A 19,510-nucleotide genomic window follows, 5' to 3' on the forward strand; every position below is an offset into this window, starting at 1 on the left:
GGTCAGAGGCCCGACGCCGGGGGAGTGGGCCTGCCGAGCCGCCTCGCCGAGGTGCTGGAGGAACTCAGGCCGAACGCCGCCGCAAGCGGCGCTGGTGACCTGTCTCCAGCCCAGCCCAGCCGATCCCTCCTCTGCGCCGACCGGGTGGTCTAGAGCGGGTGTGACATGACCTAGAAATAGGGCGGCGCCAACAGGCAGGACGGACGACCATTGCCTCCCGGCGCCTCGCGCTGAGGGCCCCTCACCCATCCCTCGGTTCGGGCGAGGCGCTGCAGGGCCGCTCAGATCCAGGGGAGGGCGGCCCTTTCCTCCCAGTAGCGCGTTGCCGGTACGGAAAGCGAGCGCAGTTCCTCCCGATCGGCATCGTCCAAGGCGAAGTCCAGTACGGCCAGGTTGGAACGCAGCTGGCCCGTACTGACCGCCCCGATGAGGACCGTGTCAGCCCACGGCCGGTCCAAGGCGGCCGCAAGGGCGACCGCGTCCGGCCCGACACCGTGCCTGTGCGCGACCTTCTGTACGGCCTCCAGGGGCTGTACGGCCAACCTCCCGTTGGCAAGGACCTCCTTCAACAACACGTGCACACCGGCCTCGTGCGCGTCACGAAGCGCCGTCCCCACGGAGGGCTCAAGCACGTTCCAGGTGGACTGGACCGTACTGAACAACCTCTGCCCGTCCACCTCCAGCTCCAAGGCCCTGCGAACGGTGTCGGCCTGTCGGGGACCGGAGGTTGAGAACCCGATGCGAACGCCATGCTGCGCGGCTTCGGCAAGGGCGGCCTGCAAAGCCTTGTCCTGGAACAGGGGACTTTCCACCGTGAGCGAATGCACCTGATAGACCGCAAGTGCCTCGCCAAGGAAGCGAAGCGTTTCCGCGTACTGGTCTCTGAAACGAGAAAGGCTGTGCTCTTTGACCTCGTGCACGGTGGCGTCCATCCGCCAATCCCCGACGTAGGTGTAGCCCCATTTGCTGGACACCGTCACGTCACGATGCCCACGCTCGGCAAGCCACCCACCGAGGAATTCCTCGGACAGCCCATATGACCGCGCGGCGTCCACCCATCGGAGACCCGCCAGGTAGGCGGCGTCCAGCACCTCCCAGGTCGCCCGGCGCAGATCGTCGACACCGCGTTGTGCCGGCAGCTCTTGAACGCGGCCCACGTTGATGTACGCGGGCCTCCCCAAGGCCGCCAATCCCATCCCCAAACGCCGTATAGCGCTCATATCCCCCACCTTTGCCGCCGCTGCGGATGGGTTATCCACAGAACGTGATTCCAGTGTTGCGGTCACGGTGCGCCGATGATGCTGGAGCCGTTCGTACGCGCAAGCAAGGAGAGTAGATCATGCGGACGGAGACGGAATCTCGCACGGGTATCGGCTTCCGGCAACTCGCCTCGCACCTCGGAGTCGCCGACTGGCAACTGCGGCTGGCCCGGGAACATGGGCTGATCCCCGAGCCGGACCTCAACGGCCGGTGGACGGCCGAACTGGCCGGGCGGTGCCGCAGCCGCGCCTCCCAGATCGTGGCCGCCTTCGGAGACGAACCACCGGTGGGGGCCGGCAAGGCCGCGGCACGCCTCGCCCTGCGGCTGCGCCTGGACGTCGAAAAGGCCGACATCGAAGTCCTCGTGGCCCGTGGCGACCTCACCCTCGTGGGCCACTACCAGCGAAACCCGATCTACCTTCTGCGTGACCTGGACGCGCTTGACGCGGGCGGAGTCGCCGAGGTCGTCGCAGCCCGCAAGGGCCCGCTCCTCGACCGGGTCGACGTACGGGGCGCCGCCCTCGTGCTGGGCTGGTCCAAAGGCATCTTCGCCCGGATCGCAGCCGAACGCGGGCTCGTCGCAGACCAGCTCGGCCGCTATGCCCTGGCCGACGTCCGCGCCCTGGCCGACGACGCCGACCTCGACACCCGAGTACGTGCCGAACAAAGCGAGCAAGCCTTGGTCCGTGCCCGCCGCAACGAGAAACGCCACGAGGACGCTCTCCGCAACTGGATGCTGCGCTGCACCGCTTACCTCGACGGCACGGCAGAGGATCCGCCCGACGCGCTTGCCGTGTCCCGATCCCTGAAGGCCATCACCACCGCCCGATCCACCCTCGCATCACGGACAAGCTGAAAGTCGGCCCCGCATGCCGCAGATCCTCAGAATGTTGAATCTCGTCCTGGCTTTGTCCACGCGAACACGGAGGTGTGGGAGGTCAGCGGCGTTTGCGGCTGGACTTGCGGACAAGGGAGGTGTTCATGGAGCGATGGCGCCGAAGGGCCGCGTTGAGGCGGTCGCGGGCCTCGGTGCGGGACATCGCTGGGAGTCGTTCAGGCAGGGAGTCACCGAGGGCGGGGGAGGCGTTGACGAGACCGTCTTCGTCCACGGTCGCCGTCTCACCGGGCCAGTCGCCCAGCAGGATGGCGGCGAACTCCCCGGGGTGGCGCTCGTGAATCTCGTTGATCTGGTCCGTGTTGGTTCCGCAGTCGGCCACCAGCAGGAGGCGCCGTCCCTGTGAGCCTCCGGTGTTGCGGCGGATCGCCAGCTCGGTCTCCAGGTAGGCGAGCGCGGAGTCGAGGTTGCCGGGGATGAACAGCGCTGTGCCGGTCTCGTCCAGCAGCTCGTCCTCCGACAACCCGAACAGGGCGGTGGAGTCGGGCCGGGGGATGATCACGAGCGTGGTCTCGCCGCACTCTTCGAGCGCGATGAGCGTGAGTACCCGAGCGGAGGCCGCGGCACCGGGTCCGGTCAGGCCGAGGACGGGAAGCGCGAACGGGTCGATGGTCGGTCGATAGGTGAAGCCCGTACCCGGATCGGCCGGTGACGGCGTGGGCACGAAGAAGGAGGAGTTGCCGACCGCGAGGAGACGGCGGCGTAGCGGGTAACCGATGGCGGCCGCCGCCGGAAGGAGGAGCCCGAGCAACAACAGCGGCTGGAGCGAGGTCGTCTCCGCGGACTCCCTGACCAGGGTCTGCGTGGGCGTCGGTGATGGGGGGAGGGGGGTGGGAACGGGGGAGAGCGGCACCACGGGCCGTGGCGGGGTCCGCTTCGCTGTCTTGGGTGAGGCAGGAGGCGGAGGGATCCGGTTCGCCTTCTTGGGAGGCCGCTTCTTGAAATGGCGCTCCAGATAGGCACGGTGGTGCTTCTCCCGCATCGCCCGCCACGCCTCACGGCATTCCCACCACGCCTGCCTGTCGCCTGTCCGCAGGGCGGTGCGGCACTCGGGCGGGATGCTTCTGGGCGGATGGGGGTGGCTTTCGGCGTTCGCGGGAACGGCCAGGCCGAACGAGGTGGCGCCGACCATGGCCACACAGCCCAGCAGCCCACATGCGCAGCGCACCAACTCGCCGATCGCGCCGGTGCGTCTCGGGTCTGCCAGCAAGCGGTTCATCTTCGCCCCGGGGGATCGAGGTGGTCAGCGTTCAGGTGGCCGATCATAGCCAGTCTGGCTACGGAGCGTTGACATTTGGTCACACTCATCTCATGTCGCGGCGCGCCCCGCCATCACCCTCGGCCCGCATCACCTTGGGCGAGACTGATCAGGGGAGCCCTGCCGGGTACGGGTTGGCTCACACTTCCCCGAGTCATCCCCTCGCGGTGCTTTCGTGGGCATTGCTGGTGACTCTGAGCAACGGGCACTGCCGCTACATCGCTGGTCCTGGCTTGGCAGAGGGCGAGGATCCGATGCTGGTCGGACCCGTGCCGGGGAGTGCCATGGAAACCGGTCCTGGCGGCCAGCGACCGGAGTGACCAGTTCGATCAATCAGCCGGGTCTCCCCTGCACCATCCACATGACCCTTGGTGGCGGGGTCATCGGGACATCTGCGGGGGGCATGATGCTGATGGTTTTGGGGCTGTCGGTTCTTATGTGGACGGTCGTGGTTCAGGGGGTCGGCTGAGGCTCCGTTGGTGGTCGGGGCCGTGTCGGAGAGCGATGTGGATGCCGGGTTCTGAGGGCCGGCGGCCGGGGCGGTCGGCTTGACCAATCAGCCGGACGATCCGTACGGCCTTGGTGGCGGGGGCGTTGGGACGGTCTGGGGGGATCGTGACGCTGATGGTGTTGGGCTTGCTGGTTCTTGTGCGTGGGCGTTGTGGGTTGATGGAGGACGTGGTGGTGGTTGGGCCTGTACCGGGGAGTGATGTGGAGGCCGGGGTCTGACGGTCGGCGATCCGCGGATGGCTGGGGTCCTTCTCGGGTGTGAGGGTTGCGTGTGGTGTCGCTTGTTAAGTGGGGCGACCTGGCGTCTTGCTGGTGGGCGGCGTTTTGGGCGCAGGTGGCTCTGGCGGTTGTTGGGAAGCGGCGGACAGGAGGTGAACGCACTAGGTAAGGTCCCTGTCACCCGCAGTTATTTCTGCAGTGCCATGCTCTGGCTCGCATACGGAGGGGCCACTGCCGACGGGGGTGATGGGGTGCGGCGGGACTCGGTGGCGCTCACCCGGGAGCGACCGTGCGGCGGACGACGTGCGGTCCCGTGGCCAACAGTCGGTAGTGGACGCTCTACGGCGCCGGCGCCGTCGGGTTCGTGGCTTCGGGGCCGGAGACGGCATGCAATCACGGTGAGATGAGAAAGGTGATGGCATGTGCCGACTGTTCGGTATGAGTACGGGCGGCCCCCGTGTCCAGGCGTCCCACTGGCTCATGGACGCGCCCCGCAGCCTGCGCGTGCAGAGCCACCGGATGCCGCATGGCGCCGGGCTCGGCTGGTTCTCGCTGGGGCATGAGCCGGTTCGCGACCGCGCGCCGCTCGCCGCGTTCGAGAGTCCCGACTTCGCCCTGCATGCCGGCAACGTGGTCTCCCATACGTTCGTGGCCCACGTCCGGGATGCGTCCGTGGGCGGGCTGACCGTCCACAACTGCCACCCGTTCGTGATGAGCGACCGGCTGTTCGCCCACAACGGGGTGGTGAAGGGACGGCAGGAGCTGCTCTCCTGGCTGACCGAGCTCGAATGCGCCCATGTGGCCGGGGAGACCGATTCCGAGGCAGTGTTCGCCTACCTCACCGCCGAAATCCGTAAGCGTGGCGACACCACGGAGGGGATCGTGGAGGCGGTGCGGCGCATCGGTGCCAGCCTGCCGGTGTTCTCCCTCAACCTGCTCCTGGCCGAGTCGGGACGGCTCTGGGCCCTGCGTTACCCGGCATCGAACGAGCTATGGGTGCTGTCCCCTGGCAAGGGCGGGATGAGCGGTCCGGGGGAGGAGGCGAACGGAAGAGCCGCGGTGCCCGCTGTGGTCGTCGCGAGCGAGCCGATGGACGACCACCCCGGCTGGCGCCTCCTGGACCCGGGGGAGCTGCTGATCGTGGACGGGCTGGAGGAGACGTCGCTCTTCCCTTTCGGTCCTCTGCGGCACCCCCTGAGCCGCGCCGATCTGTCGTTGCGCGAGGCCGCGTCCCAGGGGGTCGCGCCCACCCCGCACAAGCTCATCCCCGCGTCGCCGCGGCCGCCGCTCTCCCCCGTAACGCTGCCGGAGGGGCAGGTGACCTTCACGCCCGGCACGATCGGCCTTCCGGACGGCAGGTCGATGGTCACCGATTCCTAGGCGAGGGATGTGCCGGTACGCCGTCGGCGCGCAAGGGCGTCCCGAACGCCCTTTCCCCTTGGACGCACAGCGCTTGCCGTAGGGGGATTGGTGTGTTCCGTGGCCAGTTGTGGCTGTCACCTGGGCAGTCATCGGCTTCCGCCTTGGAACGAATTGGACAGGCAGGGACGTCATCTGGGTAGGGGGCGGCGAACGTATCTGAGGTGTGAACGTGTCCGGTACTGGAGCCTCGACAGGAGCCGGGGGGATCTCGGCCCTCCCGCCGGTGCGGTCACACGTGCTGCTTCGGCCGCCGTCCCCATGCGGTGGTCCCGAGGAGGGCCGCCGCGAAGGGCCGCCCAAGGTGGGCGTCCGACGAGATGTCGAGGGGGCGATGCGGTTCAAGAGGATTGCCCGCTGCCGGAAGTCCCGCCAGAGCGGCCCCGGACGATCCCCGGTCCGCCCGTGGCAACCGTCCGGTAAAGCCCGGACGGGGCTCGGGACGGCGCCGCGACCAGGGCGAACGCGGAGCCGCGAACAGTGGTTCCGGTGGGAGCCGTGGGGGTGGAGCCGCGCGCCGCACAGGGCGGGGGCGATGGTCGCCCGCGAGCGGCAAGGGGACGGGGTGTCGGGTAACGACACGCCGTTGGCCATGGAAAAGACCACCAGTGGCCGGTCTTGTGTCGTTTCGCGCGGCATTGCGGGCGGATTTTCGGGGATTGTGTACGTTGGGTAGATCAACAGTGCCGTGAGCTGCGGAAATGATCTCGTCGGCCCACCGTGGCCGGCCTGGTTCAGCTCGCGCATGGGAGTCAGGAGGTACTCGTGGCCCGCACTCTGGCGAGGGGCACTCGTGTGACCGGTGCCGAACGCACGCGGCTGGCGGCGGAGCTCGCCCCCCGGTACGCCGCAGGTGAAAGCATCCGGGACCTGGCCGCCGAGACCGGCCGGTCGTACGGATTCATCTACAACGTTCTCAAGGAAGCGGGCGTTCCGCTGCGCGGGCGAGGTGGCAACACCCGCCGGCGGAGGAGCTGACAAGGCGTGTTCCCCCCAGCTCCCAGGGGGAACGCGGTCGCCGCGCCGCGGTGGCGGTCAGGGCGGTCCCTGACGTCCCGCCACTTCGGAACGCGCGCTGAGGCTGGCCATGTCGGCCGCCGCGCGCCCGGCGGCCCAGCCCTCGTGGTTGGTGACCGAACGGGTGCGGCCCTGGACGAGGTTGGGGAACATCGCCGCGACGGCGTCGTCGACGGCCTGGTCGCGTGCGGCCAGGACGGGCAGCAGGGCGTCGCGTCCGGCGGTGTCGGCGGCCGCGCGGTCGGCCGCTTCGCGAAGCCGCTCGCCGATGCGGGCGGCGTAGGCGTTGAGGAACGCGTGACGGAACGAGCGGGTGCGTGACCTGCCCGCCGCGTCCCGGCGGGTGCCCGCGTGGACCATCGCGGTCGTTCCCTGGACCAGCAGCGAGGTGAACAGCATCTCGACCGCCGTGAGATCGGCGGGGAAGCCCAGAACCGTGGAGAAGCCGAGTTCCCGGTGCCAGACGGCCCGGCACCGGTTCGCGTCGGCGACCACGGTGAGCAGAGCCGCTTTGGGGCCGTCGTAAGGGTTCTCCACGGGTATGCGGCGGCCGGCGGGTTCCGAGCCGGTTCCCGATTCGGCGTCCAGCAGCGCATGGTCGATGCTGTGCCGCGCCATCAGTTCCTGGGCGCGGGCACTGAGCGCTTCGGCCTCCTCGGGGAACTCGGTCGACTCCGCCTTGGCCAGCAGCGCCCGGACCTTGCCGAGCATGCGTTCGTCCACCTGCCCCAGGGGCGGACGGCCGAGCGCCCGCACCCCCGTACCCGCTCCCGTTCTCGCGTGCGCCGCGTCAGCCGCGTTGGCGGTCCCGGGCCGCGGCCCGATCGGGACGAGTCGTGGCAGCGCGAGCAGCAGTTCGAGCAGTTCGAGGGCGCAGATGATGAGGCGGGCGGCTTCGGTGCGTTCGCCGTGGCGTGGTCCGTCCAGGGGGTAGGGGCCTTGCCACCACACCTTGGCGCCGATGGCGGCGAGCTGGCTGCGCCAGTGGTCGTCCACGGTGGACGGGGGGTACGCGCGCATTTCCGAGGCGATGGCGTCCACGGCCAAGCGCTGGTGAGGTGAGGCAAGGCGACGCGCGACGTACCGGACGAGGTCCGCAGGCTGCCAGCCACGCTCCCAGGCGACCGTCACCCCCCGTTCCAGGCGGGCCATGAGGGCGGGGCCGGTTCGCGGATCGGAGGCCAGAGCGGCGATGCAGGACTCCAAGACCTCGGGCCGCCACTGCGCCGAACCCTCTGGATGCGCCGAACGAGCCGAACGCAGCCGCAGCGCTTCGGTCAGAAGGTCCTCAGGTGGGCGTGCGGCGGCTCTGTAGGAACGATGCGGCTCTTCAGGGGGAGGCGGGGCGCCGCGGGAAGGCGTGGAGCCGTTCCCATCGGGGAACGGCCTCTTCTTCCTCACGAAGCCTGTCCACCAAGGGGACTCCCCCACGACACCTCCGTTCCACGAGCCTTCCGGCATCCTGCCACGCCCCGTCCGGCGCGCGCGCCGCAAACGGGGTCGGAGGACATGGATCAGGTGGGCTCGTCCCCGTGAAGCTCCTCGACCACGACGCTCTGGTAGGCGCGGGAGGTGTCGGGGACGTAGGTCAGGCGGGCCAGCGCCTTCCCGTGCCGGTCGCGGATCTCGAAGTGGTAGCCCTCCTCGGACACCGCCCCGCCGACGTGCGCGACCGCCTGGTCATGGCGGAGCCGGCACATCGTGTCGACCTTCTCCAGCGCGACCTTGAGGCTGTGGGCGTCGCTGATGAGCCGGGCCGGCTCGCTCGTCTCCCAGATCTCGAACATGGGCCGCGTCCTGTCGACGATGGGGGTCGTTAGCGGGGTTTTCCGGATATGTGAGGTAGCTTGCGCCCGATCCTTGGGCGGTGCAATGAGGGCAGGTCTCGGATTGATCACTATTCGGAGTCGTCCGGGGTCGTAGCGTCACGGCGTGCCAAGGGGCGGTTTCGGGGGCCGTACGGGGCACGTTCGTCACTGTGGGTGCGTGGAGGTCGGGGTGCGCTGGAACGGGCGTGGTCTGGCCTGTCGTCCGCGACCACGCTCGCGAGCGGAGCGGGAGGACCCGTACCCCGCCGTGTCCGTGGACGGCCGGTGGGTAACCTACGCTCAATTCGCCCTTCCGTCCAGGCGATGATCCATTCCACCGGGGCGACCGTGGGCGGGAGGCGGAATGGCCTTTCGCGTAGCGGGAAATGGGCCGGATCGAGGAGTCCAAGGATGGATCTGCGTCTCAACGGGCATGGCCTCGTCCTCCGCAGGTGGAGGGAGGACGACCTGCCCACGATGGTGGAGCTGTTCGACGACCCCGACATCGCCTACCGGACACCGCTGGCCTCGCCGTTCGACCTCGCCGCAGCCCGCGCCTATCTCGATAAGGCGCACCGGCTCTATGTAGAGGGGCAGCGCATTCAACTGGCCATTACCGAAGAGGGCGACGACCGTCCTTTGGGCGAGGTCCTATTCAACCGTGCCGGCCGGACCATCGGATACGGTATAGGCGCCGCGCATAGGAGACGACGGCTCGCCGTACGGGCCGTTCAGGTGCTGACCGACTACGCCCACCGGCGGCTGGGCCTCCCGCACGTCTACTTGGAGATCGAGCCGGACAACGACCCGAGCAAGGGCGTGGCACGAGCCGCCGGCTACCGCCCCACCGGCAGATCCCCCCAACCTGTCACCGACAAGGGCCGCGTCTACACCCTCGAAACCTGGGTCCACGACGCCCCGGCCGCTCCGTAAACCTACGCGCCCGCTCTGCTCGGACACCCATACCTTCTCGGCCGATCCGGCGGCACGCCTGTTGGGGGGCGGGGCGCGGTCGGCTCAAGTCGTGGACGGGCGTGCCTGGGTTGGTGGGTTCGCCTCCGGTCTGAGGTAGGGCGTTCCGAGAGCGGGTTACTTAGCGGAAATGGACGACTGCCAATCGTGAGTGGTTGGCACCTCTTGGTAGTGGTTTCTGTGCGTTCTGTGCTCGCCTCGCGGGACGGAACAAAGTTCCAGAAAAAGGTTGGAGACCGGAGTCGGCCGCGGGGAAGGGGCGTCCCGGGATTGCGAGGGCGACGGAACGCCGCCGGTCATCGCGTGGTTTTTGGTGCGCAGGCAGGTTCGGGCGAGGGGTGGCCGGGGTACGAGGATGGCGCGATGAACGACTGTCTGCACGTGCATCGGCCCTTGCACATGCACGACATTCCTAGCAGGATTACCCAGGACCCCCGCACGTGAACTCCCCGGAGATCGCGATGAACGCACACTTGAGTGACAGCGACCGACAGGCGCTGCGGCTTGCCCACGACCTTCGCGAGGAGTTGCGGCAGGCACTGCCCAGGCAGGTCGTCACCCCTTCGGTCTCCCCGTTCGTCGACCCTTCGGGACGTCCCAGCGTGCTGATGCGGATGGACGAGGCCACGGCGCGGGCCATGATGGCGCTGCTGATGTCGCAGCGCGCCGAGATCGGGCAGGCGCCGCCGGAGACCCGGCGCGCGGACGGCTCGCATGTGCCGCCGGCCCCCGGTCAGGCGGTGCCTCCGCAGCAGCAACCTCCCGCCCCGGACTTCTCCGGCTCGCCGCAGTTCGCACCCGCCGCCGGCTACGCTCCGGCGACCGGCTACGCCCAGGCTCCCCAAACGGGTCCTTCGGCGCTCCTGCCCACGGCGTTCCCCACCTACTGACGCGTTCCGACCGGCCCGGACGTCGCTGCCGTCAGGGCGCCGGGCTCCTCGACCCGGTGCGCCCGCGGCCCGAGGTCGCGGGCCGCCCGCTCGGCGCGCCGTCGCGGCGCCCCCGACCGGCCGGGCACGGCCACGTCACCGGCGTCGACGCCCGCACGCGTCCGAGGGCTCTTGTACGGAGACGCCGGTCGCGTCGGCCGAACAGTACTCTCAGGCCACTCCTAGGCCGTCCAGACGGCCTTGACCGCTTCGACGATCGAAGGGACCTGGTCGCGCCCGGCCCTCGCCGCCGCGGCGCGGAACCGCGGGTCCAGCGAGTTGCCGCCGAAGGCCGCGCGGGTCCTCCTGTCCGGAGTGATCATCGCGACGCCGGCCCCGGTGCGGCGGAGGGCGGCGACCTGGCGTCCGACGCCGGCGATGGGACCGAACCCGGCGGTGGTGGGCGCCAGCACCACGACGCCCCGGTGTCCCGCCGCCAGATCCACGTTCGCCGCCGAGCGCACACCTCCGTCGATGTAGCGGCGGCCGTCGATCGTCACCGGCGGCCAGACGCCCGGGACGGCGCAGCTCGCCCCTACGGCGTCCACGAGGCTCGCGCCGGAGGCGCCGTCGAAGACGGTGAAGGCGCCGGTGGCCGCCTCCACCGCGGTGATCTTCAACGGACGCGCGGGCCAGTCGCGGACCGGGAGACGGGACTCGATCACGGCGCGGCGCTCGGCCTCGGGCACCGTGCGGGCCGCCAGCGCCATCCGCCCGATGCGCGCCCCCACCTGCCGGGGCGTACGGGACGTCAGCGCGGCCAGCGCCCAGCGGGCCAGGACGGCACGGCTCACGCGGGCGAAGGGCTCGCCGTCGGGACCGGCGAGCTGCGCCTGGTAGCGGGCCTCGGGGTCGATGCCCGAGGCGACCTGGGCGCCGACAAGGGATCCGGCGGAGGTGCCGACCACCAGGTCCGCTTCATACAGGTCCACTCCGGCCTCGGCGAGGCCGGAGATGACGCCCCATTCCCAGGCGATGCCGGTGATCCCGCCGCCGCCCAGGACGAGGGCCCGGCCGCCCGGCGCGGTGTGGCGCGCGTCCATCACTCGTACGGGTTGCTGGGCTTCTCGATCAGTTCGACGGAATGTCCCTGCAACTCGTGCAGGCCGCTGACCACCCTGCCTCCCGCCGGGGGACGCCAGACGCCCACGACCCGGACCCACGCGTCGGCGGACGGGCGCTTGAGGCCGTGCACCACCACGGAGAACGGCACCGCGTCGCCCGCGCAGCAGGCCATCTTCAGCCTGGTGACCTGCCATCCGCCGCCGTCCCCTCGGGGCGTCACGAACCCGGTCAGCTGCACCGGCACGCCCTGGAGGGTCATGGCCTGCCCGGTCTGCGCCTCGAACGAGCGGCCGATGAACTCGCCCATGGTCATCGGGACCGGCCGTCCCGTCCTGGGCAGCTCGCCGTAGCCCGAGGCGGGCGCCGGCGGCGGCTGCGCCTGGCGGCCGGTGTCGCGGGACGCGGTGAACGACCCGAGCGCGGGCGGCGCCACGACGAAGATCGCCACCACGGGCAGGCACATCAGCCAGGCCACCCGCGGGCCACGGCCCCCATGGTCATGCGTCCCGTGGTCATGGCCCGTGCGGGACCCGTGGCCGCCCGTCTCCGAAGGGGTGGCACGCCATTCCCGGCGAAGACCGGAGGCGCCCAGGACGAGGAGGGCGGTGGCCGCGGCGATCAGGAACGGGCGGAAACCGGGGCGGACGTAGTTGACGTACTCGCCGGTGGCCGTGATCCAGAACACGGCGGCGGCGATGGCGATCAGCAGCAGGTTCTGGCCGGCCTTCGTCACAGCAGGACGCCTCCGGCGACGGCGCTGACCGCCACGGCCAGCACGAAGGTCAGGGGAACGAACCGCACCGCGAACCGGCGGCCGAAGAAGCCGGTCTGCAGGGCGATCAGCTTGAGATCCACCATCGGGCCGACGACCAGGAACGCCAGCTTCGCGGTGGGGGAGAACTGGCCGAGGCTCGCGGCGACGAACGCGTCCGCCTCCGAGCAGATCGACATGAGCACCGCCAGCACGGCGAGCACCAGGACCGACAGCCAGCCGATCCCGGCGACGCCGCCGACCCATTCGGAGGGGACGGCGACGTTGATCGTGGCCGCGGCGGCGCCGCCGACCACCAGGAAGCCGCCCGCGTGCATGATGTCGTGCCGCATCGCCTGCCGGAACGCGTCCCAGCGCGCGGCGGCGCCGGTTCCGGCGTGCGGGCGGCACGGGATCCGGATCCATTCGCCCCGGCCGAACAGCAGCCACGCCCAGCCCGCCAGGACGGCCACGGCCAGCGAGGCGGCGAACCGTCCCAGCACCATCTCGGGCGAGTCCGGGAAGGCGACGGCGGTGGCGGTCAGCACGATCGGGTTGATCGCCGGGGCGGCCAGCAGGAAGGTCAGGGCGGCGGCCGGGGCCACGCCCCGCGCCATCAGCCCACCGGCGACGGGCACCGAGGCGCACTCGCAGCCGGGGAGGACCGCTCCCATCGCGCCCGCGACGGGGACCGCGGCCCCGGGACGGCGGGGCAGCGCCCTGTTCCAGAACGCGGCCGGGACGAACGCCGTGATCGCGGCGGACAGCGCCACGCCGAACACCAGGAACGGCAGCGCCTGCACGCAGATCGCCACGAAGATCGTCGTCCATGCGTCCAGGGCGCGGGCGTCGATCAGCGGGGCCAGCCAGGCGCGGCCGGCGGCGAGGAGGGCGGCCAGCGCGGCGAAGCCCCAGGCGGCCTTGGTGCCGGGCGCCGCCGGAGGGGCGCCCCATCCGTCCGGGGGGAACGGCTCGTCGTCCCAGCCGAGGCCGCCGGTCCGGGTGCCGGTGCCGGTGGCGGTGGTGCGAAGCGATCCGCGTGACGCTCCCGGCGCGGCCGTGGAGGGTCCGGAGGGATCGGTCATGCGCGTCATGGTGCCACAAGGCGGCGGCGGAGCAGGCGCCGAATCGGCCGGAAACCCTTGCCCGTAAGGGGATCCGGCGACTTTACCGAGCCGTGGGCGAGGCATGGGAAGGGGCGCAGAAGGGCACGGAACGGCACCCGGCCGCCCGCAACTTTTACCTTTCGAAAGGTAAAGGAATGGGCGATATGGCCAAGATGGTGCAATCCTGCGTATACTCGACGCCAGGTCTTGGCCGGACCTTGACCTGGTAAGACGCAGAGCCGTCGCGTGCCCGCCCGCCAGGCGGGATCCTTCTCGGCCAGCCGCGGCCACCCCCATGCATGGCCGCCTCCGGATGAGCCACAGAACGCTCCCGGACGGTATTGCGGCGGCCTTGAGCCGTTCATATCCGCATGCAACGGAGGACCCGACTTCGGCCCTCCGGTGGACGTCTATGGCTTGTCCCCCGCTGAATCAGTTCGCGTAACGAAACGCAACGAGGCGTTCCGAGCGTGACCCGTATTCGGTCACGCGCCTTGTACGCGAACGCGTTCCGCCATGCGCGCATGCGCGGATCTTTCATTCGCGGGTTCCCACCAACGCGGCGTTCTGCGCATCCCGAGCTCGACGCTCGGAGCCGTTTCCCCAGCCCTGCAAGGCCGCGCCGACCGGCCCCGTCGCCCCCTCGTGACTCCGCCGATCCGGCGCGAAACGGCCGTCCTGACCGCCGACCAAAGGATTCTTCATGGAGAAGCGATCGATCAATATCCTCATGACGGGCGTCACCGGCACCTGCCTGGCAGGCATGCTGGCGGCCGGCGTGGCCTTCGCGAGCAGCGACGACGGCGTCCAGCAGATCACCCCGTCCAAGGAGCCGATCGCGGCCCGGCAGGACCTCGCCGGGCAGAAGGACCCCAAGGCCGCGAGCCTGCCGGAGGAGGCCGGCGGCACGGCCACCAAGAAGCTCACCCCCGGAACCACCTCCGTGCCCACCTCCGTGCCTACCTCCAAGCCCACTAAGAAGCGCGCCCAGAAGGCGCTGCTCACCGGCACGACCACCGCGTCCTACTTCTGGGACGACGGCTCGGGCATCGCCGGTGACACGGGGGCGCCCGCCAGCGGCAAGCCTATGCAGAAGGGCATGTTCGCCAGCCCCAGCTGGCCCCTGTTGACCAAGGTCAAGGTGACCTACAACGGTCGGAGCGTCATCGGATTCGTGGGCGACCGCGGCCCTGGCGAGCCCTCGCACCGCGGCATCATGCTCGACCTGGACACCTACACTTTCCGTTACCTGCTCGATGGCAAGAAGCCGAAGAGCAACTACAACGCCGGTACGTCGCAAGGCCACCTGAAGGGCGTCAAATACGAGGTCCTTCAGTGGGGCAGCGGCCCCGGCAAGAAGGGCAAGCCTCAGCCGTTCGGTTCCTGAGCGGTGAAGGCCGGATCCAACAGAGCAAAGACGCGAGAACGCCCCGATGGTCCGCTCTATCGGGGCGTTCTCGCGTTCCCATGAGAGGCGCTCTCGCCTCGAAGAACCGCTGTGCGGACCCGTTCTGGGAGGCCGCTGTGCAACGCCACGCGCGTGCATGATTACGGTGCGTCGTGTTCCGGTTCGGTTACGGACGACCTCGACCGGAATCTCACCGTTTCCCCTGCCGCGTCTAATGCTCCAAGGCCGTTCGCAAGCCTGGGAGGTGGCCGCTGATGCACCGGCGCGAGTGCCCGGTCTGCCGGAACCCGATCGGGGAGACCGATCCATCGTGCGCGACGTGCGGACTGCGGTTGGAGGGACCCCTCGCCGAGGACCTTCTGCGGATCCACGCAGAGTTCCTGGATACCGAGGCGGCGCTCAGGGACCTGCAAGAGAGACGCCTGGAACTGGAGCAGCACCGCGACGGCCTGATCAGGCGCGGCTCGCTGATCGTGGCCCGCCTGCGCGGCGAGCGGGAGCACGGCCAGGTCGCCGCCCCCGTTCCGGCGGCGGCCCCCGCCGCGGCTGCCGTGCCGCTTCAGCCCATGCCCGCCGCGCCGCCTCAGCCCACCCCTGCCGCGAAGCCCCAGCCCACCCCCGCCGCTCCGTATCCGGCCGAGCCTGCCGAGCGCGGGCCGCGGCGGGACCTTTCAGGGTTCGCGGTGCAGAACCTGCTGCTCCTTCTGGGCGGCCTTCTCCTGGGCATAGCGGCGATCGTGTTCACGGTGGTGAGCTGGGGCCACCTCGGCATCCGCGCCGCGATCCTGGCCACCGCCACCGTGGGCACGCTGGCCTCCCCCTGGCTGCTCGTACGGCGGCGGCTGCAATCCACGGCCGAGACGATCGCCTACATCGGCCTGGTGTTCATTCCCCTGACCGGCCTCGCCGTCGTCAACGCGGTCTCGGGCCAATCCAACGCACCCGAGGAACTGTCCGTCCCAGGCTCGGGCAACAGCGGATGGTGGGTCGCCGCCGGGGCCTCGGCTGCCGTCGCCGTCCTGTGGGCGGGCTACGCGCGTGTGGCCCCTCTGCGGTTGCCCGCGCCCACGGCGGTTGCGATCGCCCAGGTGCCGTTGCCCCTCGCGGCCGTCGCCGCCGGTCCGACACCCACGGGGGTCGCGCTGGCGCTGGTGGCGACGGCGGCCCTCGACCTGCTGATCTGGCTGCGCGGCGGATCCGCCCCGGAACGCGCCGTCGCCTCGGCCGCGGGCCTCATGGCCGGTGTCGGTGGTGCGGGGACGGCGCTCACCGCGTCCTTCATGGCGTCGTCGCCGGCCGACGGCGCGCGGGCCTCCGGGGTGCTCGCCCTGGCCGCGCTCCTCTCCGCCGGTTGCGCCTGGCTCCTGAAAGACCACGTCGAGCGCGGCCTGGCCTCCGGGCTCTCCGCGACGTGCCTTGTGGCCGCCTTCGCCGCTCCGGCCGCCGAGGCGCTCTCCAGTGGGTGGGCGGTGGCGCCGTACACCGCGTCGGCATGCCTCGTGCTGGCAGGGACGCGAAGGGCGCCCGAACGCCTCCGCCTTGGCGCCACCCTCGCCTCCCTGGGCGCCCTCGCCCTGACCGTCCTCCTGGTCGTGCCGGACGTCCTGCTGACCGCCACCGTGCCCTTCACCGCCGCGGTGGACGCCTCGTCCTGGAACCAGGACGGCCCCTACGGCACGCTCGGCCTCGATCAGCCGGGGATCGGCTACGAGGCGGCGCCGCTCGTCCTGGGAGCCGCGGCGATCGTCGCGCTGCTGCTGCCGCGGCTGCTGACGTGGCCGGTGCCGGACGCGGCGACCCGCCCTGCCGGTCTCGCGCTGGCGACCTCAGCCGTGCTGGTCCTTCCGGCGGCGGCCGAGGTTCCGTACGCGGTGTCCGTCGCGGTGGTGCTCGCCCTTGCGCTGGCCTTGCTCGCCCTCGCGACCTGGGTGAGGAGCGCTTCCCTCGCCATCGCCTCGACTTCGCTGGGCGCCTACCTCGCGGCCTTGGCGTTCGTGTGGGCGGCCTCGGAAGAGACGGCGTCCCTGGTGGGGGCGAGCGTCATCATGGTGGCGTTCCTGGCATGCGCGTTCCCCGCGCGCACGGCCGTGGCGCAGTCGGCCATGGCAGCGGGGACGGTGCTCGGCACGACCGCGTTCCTGGTGGTCCTTTGGACCGTCCTTGACTGGGACAGCGAGTCGCTCGTGGCCGCGTGGCTGGGAGTACGGCTCGTCGCGATGCTCGTGGCGCTGCCCACCGGCGGCCCCCCGCGCGTCCTCGCCCGCGCCGTGGTGGGTTCGCGCCGCACCCTGCGCACGATCGTCCTCGGTGCCGCCTTCGCCGTCTTGCGTGTTGTGCCGCCCGGTGCGGCCCTGCGTGCGCGCCGCCCCGCACAGGCGATCGCCCTCGACATCTCCTCGGCGGTCATCACGACCGTTCTGATCGTGCTCCTGCTGAGCGACGCCGGGAGCGGCGATCCGGAGCGCCTGACGGTCCTGAGCCTGGTCCTGGCCGTCACCGCCGTGATGGCCGCCGTGTCGGCCTGGTCGCTACGGCGGGTGGGGCTGCCCAGCGCCTTCTCGCTGGGGGAGTCCTACGTCTTCGCGGCCCTGGCGCCGCTGCCGCTGAGCGATTCCTTCTTCCCCGCGCTGTTCGGCCCGTACGGCTGGGTGGTCGCAGGAGCGTGGGAAGGCGCACCGGAGAGCGCGCGTGCCGCGCTCGGCCCCGACACCACCTGGACGGTCCAGCCCGCCCTCCTGCCCGTTCTGCTGATAGCCGCGGTCGCAGCCGTGTCGGCCGCCGCGGTGCACAAGGGACGATGGGCCGCGCTGGGAGTCGCCCAGGTGGTCGTCCCGGTCGCGGTGGCCCCGATACCGCTCGCGGCGAACCTTCCCTACTGGGCAGCCCTCGTCTTCCTGGTGGCCCTGACGACGGCCCTGGCGCTCTGGGCGGCGATGAATCGGACCGCCGCGGGAGGAGCGGCACTGTGGACGGCCACCCTCGCGGTGTCCTGGTCGCTGGCCGACCGTACCGCCACCCTGGCTGTACTGGCGGCGCTCGCCATCGCCTGCGTGGTGTGCGCGCTCCGTGGCGGGCGTTCCCCCGTCGCCTCGGTGGCCTCGGGCGTCGCGACGCTGGCGTTGGGCGCGGAGGGAGCGGCCGCCGCGCTGGCAGGAGACCTGCCCGCGCGGCACGCGGCCTTGGTCGTCCTCGCCATCGCGGTGCTCGCCGTCCGGGCCGGCGCGCTCCTCGACAGGGAACCGGCCCGCGACACCACACCCGACGGTGACGGGTCGGCCGGAACGCCGGACGAGACACGGCATCCCCGGCGGCTCCCCAGGTTCTCCTACGCGCTCGACATCGCCGCTCTGCTGCTGTGGTGCGCGGCCCTTGCGATGACCAGCGCCCATGTAGAGCAGATGACGCTCGTCATGTCGGTGGGCGCCCTCACGGCCGTCATGGCGGCGGGTGGGCCGCGGATCGCGTCCGCCCGCCCGCCCGTGCTCGCCTCCGCTTGGATCGTCCAGGGACTCGCCCTGCTGATGTGGCTGGACGCACTGGGCGAGGCGGCGCTGACGCCGTACACCTGGGTGCCCGAGACCTGGTCCAGGCAGGCCGACCCCGACCTGACGGCGATTCCTCTGGCCGCGGCCGTGGTCGGAGGGATCACCGCGCTGATGGCGATCGCGAGCGCTCGCGTCCTGGACGGGCCGCGCGGCGCCTACCGTGCCGCCGTCATCGGGGTGCCGCTCGCCCTGCTGGTGCTTCCGGCGACCGCCGGCCTTCCCTACTGGGCGGGGCTGGGCCTGGTGTGCGGCCTGGTGACGGCGCTCGCGATCCGGGCGACCCTGGCTCGTACCGCAGACGCCGCCGCGGCCGTCATGGCGCTGTGCCTGGCCACGCTCGCCCTCGCCTGGTCGTCCCCCCTGGAACCGGCCACGCTCGCAGTGACGGGCGGGCTGGCCGTACTGGCGGCGGGATGCGCGCTGCTGGCCCGCGACACCGTGATGCGCTGCGGTTCCTCGGCGGTGGCCGTTCTCGCCTCGGGCGGGCTGGTCGCCGCCGCGTGCCTGGCCGCCGGTCTGAGCGTCGGGGCCGCCGGTCTGGCGGTGCTCGCGGTCGCCGCCCCGGCCGCGTTCGGGGCGTGGGAGATCGGCCATCGCCGGCGCGAAGCGGGGATCTCCGTCGAGCTCGCCGGGTACGTGGTCGCCGTGGCGGGCATGGCCATGTGCTGCGTGAGCGTCCTGTACGCGACCATCGCGCTCACCTGCGCGGGCGTGCTGGCACTGGCGATCGCGATCCGTCCCGATCGCCGCCAGGCTCTGGTGGCGGCCGCGGTGCTCCTCCACCTGGCGCTATGGCTGCGCCTGGCCGACGCGGGGGTCACCGCGCCCGAGGCGTACACGGTGTCGGTCAGCGTGCTGGGTCTCCTGGGCGGGTGGTGGCTGCGGCAGCGCGACCACGCCCTGTCCTCCTGGGCGGCGTACGCCCCTGCCCTCGCGCTCACGCTGCTGCCCAGCCTCGCCGTGGCCTGGAGCGACGACGGCCTCACCCGGCCCCTGCTCCTCGGCCTCGCCGCGTTCGCCTGCACCCTCGCGGGCGCGTGGACGCGCCTCCAGGCCCCGCTGCTGCTCGGCGGGACGGTGCTGGTGGTGAACGCGGCGCACGAGCTGTACCCGGCACTGGCCGACCTGGTGGGCAATGGCCCCCGCTGGCTCCCCATCGCGTTGACCGGCGCCGCGCTCCTGTTCATGGGCGCGACCTACGAGCACCGCCTGCGGGACCTGCGCCGCGTGCGCGCCTCCATCGCGAAGATGGGCTAGCCGAAGGGCCGGATGATGGTCGTGCCCCGCGGGGCCGGGTAGACGGCTCGATCCTGGGTCGCTTCCCAGGTAAGGGCGTTACCCTCTGCCC

The 19,510-nt window shown here is 71.2% G+C and carries 14 protein-coding genes; 7 read left to right on the plus strand and 7 right to left on the minus strand.

The genetic code is table 11. The features are described 5' to 3' along the window. Positions 1-281: 281 nt before the first annotated feature. Entirely contained in the window at positions 282-1,286 is a 1,005-nt protein-coding gene (locus QSK21_RS27305; RefSeq protein WP_285700068.1) for an aldo/keto reductase, read from the minus strand. Between the two features lie 53 nt (positions 1,287-1,339). Between QSK21_RS27305 and QSK21_RS27310 the strand changes: the two genes are divergently transcribed. Continuing rightward, entirely contained in the window at positions 1,340-2,116 is a 777-nt protein-coding gene (locus QSK21_RS27310; RefSeq protein WP_285700069.1) for a hypothetical protein, read from the plus strand. 82 nt (positions 2,117-2,198) lie between these two features. Here QSK21_RS27310 and QSK21_RS27315 read toward each other — a convergent pair whose 3' ends face one another. Further along, positions 2,199-3,365, minus strand: a complete 1,167-nt coding sequence (locus tag QSK21_RS27315) for a hypothetical protein (RefSeq protein WP_285700071.1) — start codon at positions 3,363-3,365, stop codon at positions 2,199-2,201. Positions 3,366-4,562: 1,197 nt separating this feature from the next. On the opposite strand from QSK21_RS27315, the gene QSK21_RS27320 reads away from it, so the two are divergent. Both QSK21_RS27320 and QSK21_RS27325 read left to right on the plus strand, forming a co-directional pair. Then, positions 4,563-5,522, plus strand: coding sequence for a class II glutamine amidotransferase (locus QSK21_RS27320; protein ID WP_285700073.1), 960 nt, complete (start codon positions 4,563-4,565; stop codon positions 5,520-5,522). A gap of 804 nt (positions 5,523-6,326) precedes the next feature. After that, positions 6,327-6,539, plus strand: a complete 213-nt coding sequence (locus tag QSK21_RS27325; protein WP_285700076.1) for a helix-turn-helix domain-containing protein — start codon at positions 6,327-6,329, stop codon at positions 6,537-6,539. A gap of 57 nt (positions 6,540-6,596) precedes the next feature. On the opposite strand, the gene QSK21_RS27330 is transcribed toward QSK21_RS27325, so the two are convergent. Next, positions 6,597-7,979, minus strand: coding sequence for a DUF2786 domain-containing protein (locus QSK21_RS27330; RefSeq protein ID WP_285700078.1), 1,383 nt, complete (start codon positions 7,977-7,979; stop codon positions 6,597-6,599). A gap of 113 nt (positions 7,980-8,092) precedes the next feature. After that, a complete protein-coding gene (locus QSK21_RS27335; protein ID WP_285700080.1) occupies positions 8,093-8,365 on the minus strand; it encodes a hypothetical protein in 273 nt (90 codons plus the stop codon). 432 nt (positions 8,366-8,797) lie between these two features. Here QSK21_RS27335 and QSK21_RS27340 point away from each other — a divergent pair, with 432 nt between their 5' ends. Further along, positions 8,798-9,319: a GNAT family N-acetyltransferase gene (locus QSK21_RS27340; RefSeq protein ID WP_285700082.1), complete on the plus strand. Its 522-nt coding sequence runs from the start codon at positions 8,798-8,800 to the stop codon at positions 9,317-9,319. Positions 9,320-9,819: 500 nt separating this feature from the next. Then, positions 9,820-10,248, plus strand: a complete 429-nt coding sequence (locus tag QSK21_RS27345; protein ID WP_285700083.1) for a hypothetical protein — start codon at positions 9,820-9,822, stop codon at positions 10,246-10,248. 221 nt (positions 10,249-10,469) lie between these two features. On the opposite strand, the gene QSK21_RS27350 is transcribed toward QSK21_RS27345, so the two are convergent. From QSK21_RS27350 to QSK21_RS27360, 3 genes are read right to left on the minus strand one after another with little or no spacing between them, the layout of a single operon-like run. Further along, a complete protein-coding gene (locus QSK21_RS27350; RefSeq protein ID WP_285700084.1) occupies positions 10,470-11,330 on the minus strand; it encodes a patatin-like phospholipase family protein in 861 nt (286 codons plus the stop codon). After that, positions 11,330-12,085, minus strand: coding sequence for a TIGR03943 family putative permease subunit (locus tag QSK21_RS27355; RefSeq protein ID WP_285700085.1), 756 nt, complete (start codon positions 12,083-12,085; stop codon positions 11,330-11,332). The genes QSK21_RS27350 and QSK21_RS27355 overlap by 1 nt, the downstream gene beginning before the upstream one ends. After that, a complete protein-coding gene (locus QSK21_RS27360; RefSeq protein ID WP_285700087.1) occupies positions 12,082-13,188 on the minus strand; it encodes a permease in 1,107 nt (368 codons plus the stop codon). The genes QSK21_RS27355 and QSK21_RS27360 overlap by 4 nt, the downstream gene beginning before the upstream one ends. 724 nt (positions 13,189-13,912) lie before the next feature. Here QSK21_RS27360 and QSK21_RS27365 point away from each other — a divergent pair. Both QSK21_RS27365 and QSK21_RS27370 read left to right on the plus strand, forming a co-directional pair. Then, positions 13,913-14,596, plus strand: a complete 684-nt coding sequence (locus QSK21_RS27365) for a hypothetical protein (protein WP_285700089.1) — start codon at positions 13,913-13,915, stop codon at positions 14,594-14,596. A 353-nt stretch (positions 14,597-14,949) separates the two neighbouring features. Further along, a complete protein-coding gene (locus QSK21_RS27370; protein WP_285700090.1) occupies positions 14,950-19,419 on the plus strand; it encodes an SCO7613 C-terminal domain-containing membrane protein in 4,470 nt (1,489 codons plus the stop codon). Positions 19,420-19,510 lie beyond the last annotated feature (91 nt).

This window comes from Actinomadura sp. NBRC 104412 (assembly GCF_030269515.1).
GTDB lineage: Bacteria > Actinomycetota > Actinomycetes > Streptosporangiales > Streptosporangiaceae > Spirillospora.

Coding starts and splice junctions, on each gene's coding strand:
- QSK21_RS27310 (WP_285700069.1), top strand. CDS start 1,340: ATGCGGACGGAGACGGAATCTCGCACGGGTATCGGCTTCCGGCAACTC.
- QSK21_RS27320 (WP_285700073.1), top strand. CDS start 4,563: ATGTGCCGACTGTTCGGTATGAGTACGGGCGGCCCCCGTGTCCAGGCG.
- QSK21_RS27335 (WP_285700080.1), bottom strand. CDS start 8,365: ATGTTCGAGATCTGGGAGACGAGCGAGCCGGCCCGGCTCATCAGCGAC.
- QSK21_RS27340 (WP_285700082.1), top strand. CDS start 8,798: ATGGATCTGCGTCTCAACGGGCATGGCCTCGTCCTCCGCAGGTGGAGG.
- QSK21_RS27345 (WP_285700083.1), top strand. CDS start 9,820: ATGAACGCACACTTGAGTGACAGCGACCGACAGGCGCTGCGGCTTGCC.
- QSK21_RS27350 (WP_285700084.1), bottom strand. CDS start 11,330: ATGGACGCGCGCCACACCGCGCCGGGCGGCCGGGCCCTCGTCCTGGGC.
- QSK21_RS27360 (WP_285700087.1), bottom strand. CDS start 13,188: ATGACCGATCCCTCCGGACCCTCCACGGCCGCGCCGGGAGCGTCACGC.
- QSK21_RS27365 (WP_285700089.1), top strand. CDS start 13,913: ATGGAGAAGCGATCGATCAATATCCTCATGACGGGCGTCACCGGCACC.